This window comes from Rhodosalinus sp. (assembly GCF_046542825.1).
Lineage (GTDB): Bacteria > Pseudomonadota > Alphaproteobacteria > Rhodobacterales > Rhodobacteraceae > Rhodosalinus.
Window position 1 is genome coordinate 1 of record NZ_JBKHAQ010000158.1, and the last position, 4,708, is coordinate 4,708.

Annotated in this window: 5 protein-coding genes; 3 read left to right on the forward strand and 2 right to left on the reverse strand. The window is 70.8% G+C overall.

Going from position 1 to position 4,708, the window contains the following annotated elements:
* The 3 genes from ACLFOB_RS14230 to ACLFOB_RS14240 all read left to right on the forward strand — a co-directional run.
* On the forward strand, positions 1-872 hold an 872-nt coding region (locus tag ACLFOB_RS14230), incomplete at its 5' end, for a PfkB family carbohydrate kinase (protein ID WP_410926508.1).
* A complete protein-coding gene (locus ACLFOB_RS14235; RefSeq protein ID WP_410926509.1) occupies positions 869-1,816 on the forward strand; it encodes a pseudouridine-5'-phosphate glycosidase in 948 nt (315 codons plus the stop codon). The genes ACLFOB_RS14230 and ACLFOB_RS14235, both read left to right, overlap by 4 nt.
* A gap of 55 nt (positions 1,817-1,871) precedes the next feature.
* A complete protein-coding gene (locus ACLFOB_RS14240; RefSeq protein ID WP_410926510.1) occupies positions 1,872-2,609 on the forward strand; it encodes a DUF502 domain-containing protein in 738 nt (245 codons plus the stop codon).
* A 4-nt stretch (positions 2,610-2,613) separates the two neighbouring features.
* Here ACLFOB_RS14240 and ACLFOB_RS14245 read toward each other — a convergent pair whose 3' ends face one another.
* Both ACLFOB_RS14245 and ACLFOB_RS14250 read right to left on the reverse strand, forming a co-directional pair.
* Entirely contained in the window at positions 2,614-3,654 is a 1,041-nt protein-coding gene (locus ACLFOB_RS14245) for a patatin-like phospholipase family protein (RefSeq protein WP_410926511.1), read from the reverse strand.
* A gap of 93 nt (positions 3,655-3,747) precedes the next feature.
* Positions 3,748-4,521 (reverse strand): 3-hydroxybutyrate dehydrogenase, encoded by a 774-nt coding sequence (locus ACLFOB_RS14250; RefSeq protein ID WP_410915807.1) that lies wholly within the window; start codon positions 4,519-4,521, stop codon positions 3,748-3,750.
* Positions 4,522-4,708: the final 187 nt, after the last annotated feature.

Below are 4,708 nucleotides of genomic sequence, written 5' to 3' on the forward strand. Positions count from 1 at the left end.
TCTGCATCGGTTCGGTCCTCTGGGACGTGATCGGCCGCACGCCCGCGGCCATGCCGCCGGGCGCGGACGTGCCGGGGCGGATCGCGCAGACGCCAGGCGGTGTCGCGCTCAACATCGCGATGACGCTGGCGCGGCTGGGCCTGCGCCCTGCCCTCATATCCGCCGTCGGGCGCGACCCGGAGGGCGAGGCGCTGGTTGCCGCCTGCGCGGCGATGGGACTTGACGTTGCGCATCTCTACCGCTCCCGGGATCTGCCCACCGACCGCTACATGGCGATCGAGGGCGCGGGCGGGCTGGTCGCCGCCATCGCCGACGCCCATTCGCTCGAGGCCGCGGGCGCGCGCATCCTGCGCCCTCTGACCGAGGGGCCGCTGGGCACCGCGGAGGCGCCCTGGGCGGGGCCCGTGGCACTGGATGGCAACCTGACGCTCGCGCTCCTGGAAGAGATCGCCACGCAACCGGCCTTCGCGGCGGCGGACCTGCGGGTGGCGCCCGCCTCGCCGGGCAAGGCCGAGCGGCTGCTGCCCTTCCTGCGGCACGCGCGCGCCACGCTTTACGTCAATCGCGGCGAGGCGGAACTGCTGGCGGGCCGGTCGCTGGCCACCGCCGCAGAGGCGGCACGCGCGCTTCTCGACCGCGGCGCGCTGCGTGCTGTCGTTACCGACGCGGCGCGACCGGCCTGCGCGGGATCGGCCGCGGGCCTCGTCACGGCCACGCCGCCCGAGGTCCTGGTCGCGCGCGTGACCGGCGCGGGCGATGCCTTCATGGCCGCACATGTCGCGGCAGAACTGGGCGGCGCGGACCCTGAAACCGCGCTTGGCCGCGCGCTCGCCGCCGCCGCCGCCCATGTCGCGGGCGAGGTGCCGGCATGATCCGCCCCGACCTGTCGCCCGAGGTGGCCGCGGCACTGGAGGCCGGCCGCCCGGTCGTCGCGCTGGAAAGCACCATCGTCAGCCACGGGCTGCCCTGGCCGCGCAACCTCCACCTCGCGCGCGAGGTGGAGGCAGAGGTGCGTGCCGGCGGGGCCATTCCCGCCACGGTGGCGGTGATCGACGGGCGCCTGCGCGCGGGCCTTGATGCCGCCACGCTGGACCGGCTGGCGCGGGCGGACGGCATCGCCAAGCTTTCGCGCGCCGACCTCGCCGTCTGCATGGCCGAGGGGCGCAGCGGCGCGACCACCGTGGCCGCCACCATGATTGCCGCCGCCCGTGCCGGCATTGCCGTCTTCGCGACCGGCGGCATCGGCGGCGTGCACCGCGGCGCCGAAACCAGCTACGACATTTCCGCCGACCTGCACGAACTGGCGCAAAGCCCCGTCACGGTGGTGGCCTCGGGCGCCAAGGCGATCCTCGACCTGCCCAAGACGCTCGAGGTGCTCGAGACGCTGGGCGTGCCGGTCATCGCCTACGGCCAGCGCGGCTTTCCCGCCTTCTGGGCGCGCGAAAGCGGGTTGGAGGCCCCGCTCAGCATGGACGACCCGGCCGGCATCGCCCGCGCCCACCGGATGCGCGGCGCCCTGGGTCTGCCCGGCGGGCAGCTGGTGGCCAATCCGATCCCCGCCGAGGACGAGATCCCGCTCGCCGAGCTCGCGCCGCTGATCGAGACGGCGCAACAGCAGGCAGAGGCCCGGGGCATCGCGGGCAAGACCGTGACGCCCTTCCTGCTCGACCGGCTGCGCGCGCTCACGCAGGGACGCACGCTCGCCGCCAACGAGGCGCTGGTGCGCGCCAACGCCCGCCTCGGCGCCGCCATCGCACAGGCAATCGCCACACAGGCAGCAGACGACGGCCGCAGCCCACGGGCGCCATTGCCGTGAGATGCCGGAGACTCTATTTTTCATGCGTTGACCGCTGCAAGGGCAGCACGGGACCATGAGCGCACCCCAGAACGACGACCCCCTCCATCCCCCCCGACGGCGCGGGTTCTTCGCCGGACTGCGGGCCAGCTTCATCACCGGCATCGTGGTGATCGCGCCCGTCGGCCTGACCGTCTGGCTGATCTGGACCGTGATCGGCTGGGTGGACAGCTTCGTGCTGCCCTTCGTGCCCGGCGCCTATCAGCCAGAGCGCCTGTTCCAGCGCATCTTCGGCCCCGAGACGCAAGTCAACATCCGCGGCCTGGGGGTGATCTTCTTCCTGCTGTTCACCGTCCTCGTGGGCTGGATCGCCAAGGGCGTGATCGGCCGCGCCCTGATCCGCTGGGCCGAGCATCTGGTGGACCGGATGCCGGTGGTCCGCTCGATCTACTCCGGCGTGAAGCAGATCGCCGAGACGGTCTTCGCCCAGTCAGAGCGCAGCTTCGAGAAGGCCTGCCTGGTCGAATATCCGCGCAAGGGGATCTGGGCGATCGGCTTCATCTCGACCGAGGCGAAGGGCGAGGTGTCGCACAAGGCCCAGACCGGCAGCGACCTGCTCTCGGTCTTCGTGCCGACCACGCCCAACCCCACCTCGGGCTTCCTGCTGTTCTTCCCGCGCGAGGACGTGATCGAACTCGACATGTCGATCGAGGACGCGGCGAAGCTCGTGATCTCGGCGGGCCTTGTCTATCCCAACCCGAAGGACCCCGCCGCGCCGCCGGTGGTCGTGGGGCCGGCGCGCGCCGCCGAGTGACGCCTCAGCCGTAAAGCGCGGCCAGATCCACGCTCTGCCGCCTGTTCAGGTCGTCGCGGTGCGCGGCGAGAAAGCCGTCGCAGGCCGCGCGCCCCGCCTCGAAAAGCTCGTCGATGATGCCGGGCAGCGGCACCAGCTTGGTCGCGACCGACAGGCGGTTCATCAGCGCGTCGTCCGAGATCATGTGCACCAGCACGCGCTTCATCGCGCCCTCCGGCATGCGACCCGCGTCGATCAGGCGCTGCACGAAGGCGATGGCGCGCAATTCGCGCAGCAGCGAAGAGTTGAAGCTGATCTCGTTGATCCGGTTCTGGATTTCCTGCGGCGTCACGGGCACAGTGTCGCGCACAAGCGGGTTGATGTTCACCACGACGATGTCGTCGGGCAGCTCCGGCGCGAAAAGCGGAAAGAGCGCAGGGTTGCCGCTGTAGCCGCCGTCCCAGAAATGCTCCACCTCTCCGGTCTCGGGATCGGTCACCGCCACCGCCTGGAAGAGCGTGGGCAGGCAGGCGGAGGCGAGGATCGCCTCCGGTCCGATGTCCTCACCCGAGAACACGCGCACCTTGCCGCTTCGCACGTTGGTCGCACAGACGAAGAAGGCAGGCCCCGTCTCGGCGCAGACCTCGCCGTAGTTGAAGCCCTCCGCGATCGGCTGCAACGGGTTGCGGTAGAACGGTCCGTAGGCATAGGGCGACAGCGCGCGCGACAGCGCGTCGGCCACCGAGAAGGCTGGCGAATAGGCCAGCGTCTTCGCCAGCAGGCCGGGATCGGGCATCATCCCCATCATCCAGGCCGGCATCCGCATGTCGCCCACCGCGCCGATCCGCCCCCAGAGCTCCGTGAGCACCTCGCGCGCCCGCGCAGGCCCGCCCTCGATCAGCCCCGATTTCAGCGCGGCGCCGTTGAGCGCCCCCGCCGATGTGCCCGAGATCCCGGCGATCTCGATCCCGTCGTCCTCGAGCAGCCTGTCGAGCACGCCCCAGGTGAAGGCGCCATGCGCCCCCCCGCCCTGCAGCGCCAGGTTGATGCGCCGGACTTCGGCCATCCGCTTGGTCCTTCCTCTTGCCCGAAATACCCTCGGGGGGTGAGGCGGCGAAGCCGCCGAGGGGGGCAGACAGCCCCCCTTCCGCGCCGCTCGTCAGAGCGCGGTCCACCCCCCGTCCACGCTGATCGTCGTGCCGGTGATCTGGTCGGCGCCGGGCGAACACAGAAAGACCGCCGTCTGGCCGATCTGTTCGGTGCTGGCGAACTGCTTGGAGGGCTGCCGCTCCAGCATGACCTTCTCGATCACCTCCTCGCGGCCCATGCCGTATTTCTCCATGGTGTCGGGGATCTGCTTCTCGACCAGCGGCGTCAGCACGTAGCCCGGACAGATCGCGTTGGCGGTGATGGGCTCGCGCGCGGTCTCCAGCGCGGCGACCTTGGTCAGGCCCACCAGCCCGTGCTTGGCCGCGACATAGGCCGCCTTGTAGGGTGAGGCGGTGAGCCCGTGGGCCGAGGCGATGTTGACGACCCGACCCCAGCCGGCCTGCCGCATCCCGGGCAGCGCCGCGGCGGTGCAGTGAAAGGCGCTCGACAGCATGATCGCAATGATCGCGTCCCATTTCTCCTGCGGAAAGTCCTCGATGGGCGCGACATGCTGGATGCCGGCGTTGTTTACCAGGATGTCGCAGGCGCCGGCGGCCTCGATCAGCGCGCGGCACCGGTCGGGCTTCGACATGTCGGCCTGGATGTAGCGCGCCTCCACCCCATGCGCCTCGGCGATCTCCCGCGCGATGGCGTGGTCCTCGTCCCGGTCCGTGAAGGAGTTGATCACCACCGACGCGCCCGCGCGGGCCAGTTCATGCGCCACGCCCAGACCGATTCCCGAGGTGGACCCGGTGATGACGGCCGTCTTGCCCTTGAGTGTCACGATGCGCCTCCTGCCCTGTCGCCGCGTTGCGGCAGAGAATGGCAGGCGCGGCGGCGGTGACAAGGGCCGCGGCCAGCCATCACCGCGTCAGACTGGGCTGTGCGGGCCAAAAAAAACGCCGGCACGAGGCCGGCGTCCAGTTGTTGAGGCAGGTTTCATACAGGCAAGAAACCTATCGAGCAGTGCC

Excerpts from the sequence above, each read along its gene's own strand:
- ACLFOB_RS14235 (WP_410926509.1), top strand. The coding sequence starts at position 869 with ATGATCCGCCCCGACCTGTCGCCCGAGGTGGCCGCGGCACTGGAGGCC.
- ACLFOB_RS14240 (WP_410926510.1), top strand. The coding sequence starts at position 1,872 with ATGAGCGCACCCCAGAACGACGACCCCCTCCATCCCCCCCGACGGCGC.
- ACLFOB_RS14245 (WP_410926511.1), bottom strand. The coding sequence starts at position 3,654 with ATGGCCGAAGTCCGGCGCATCAACCTGGCGCTGCAGGGCGGGGGGGCG.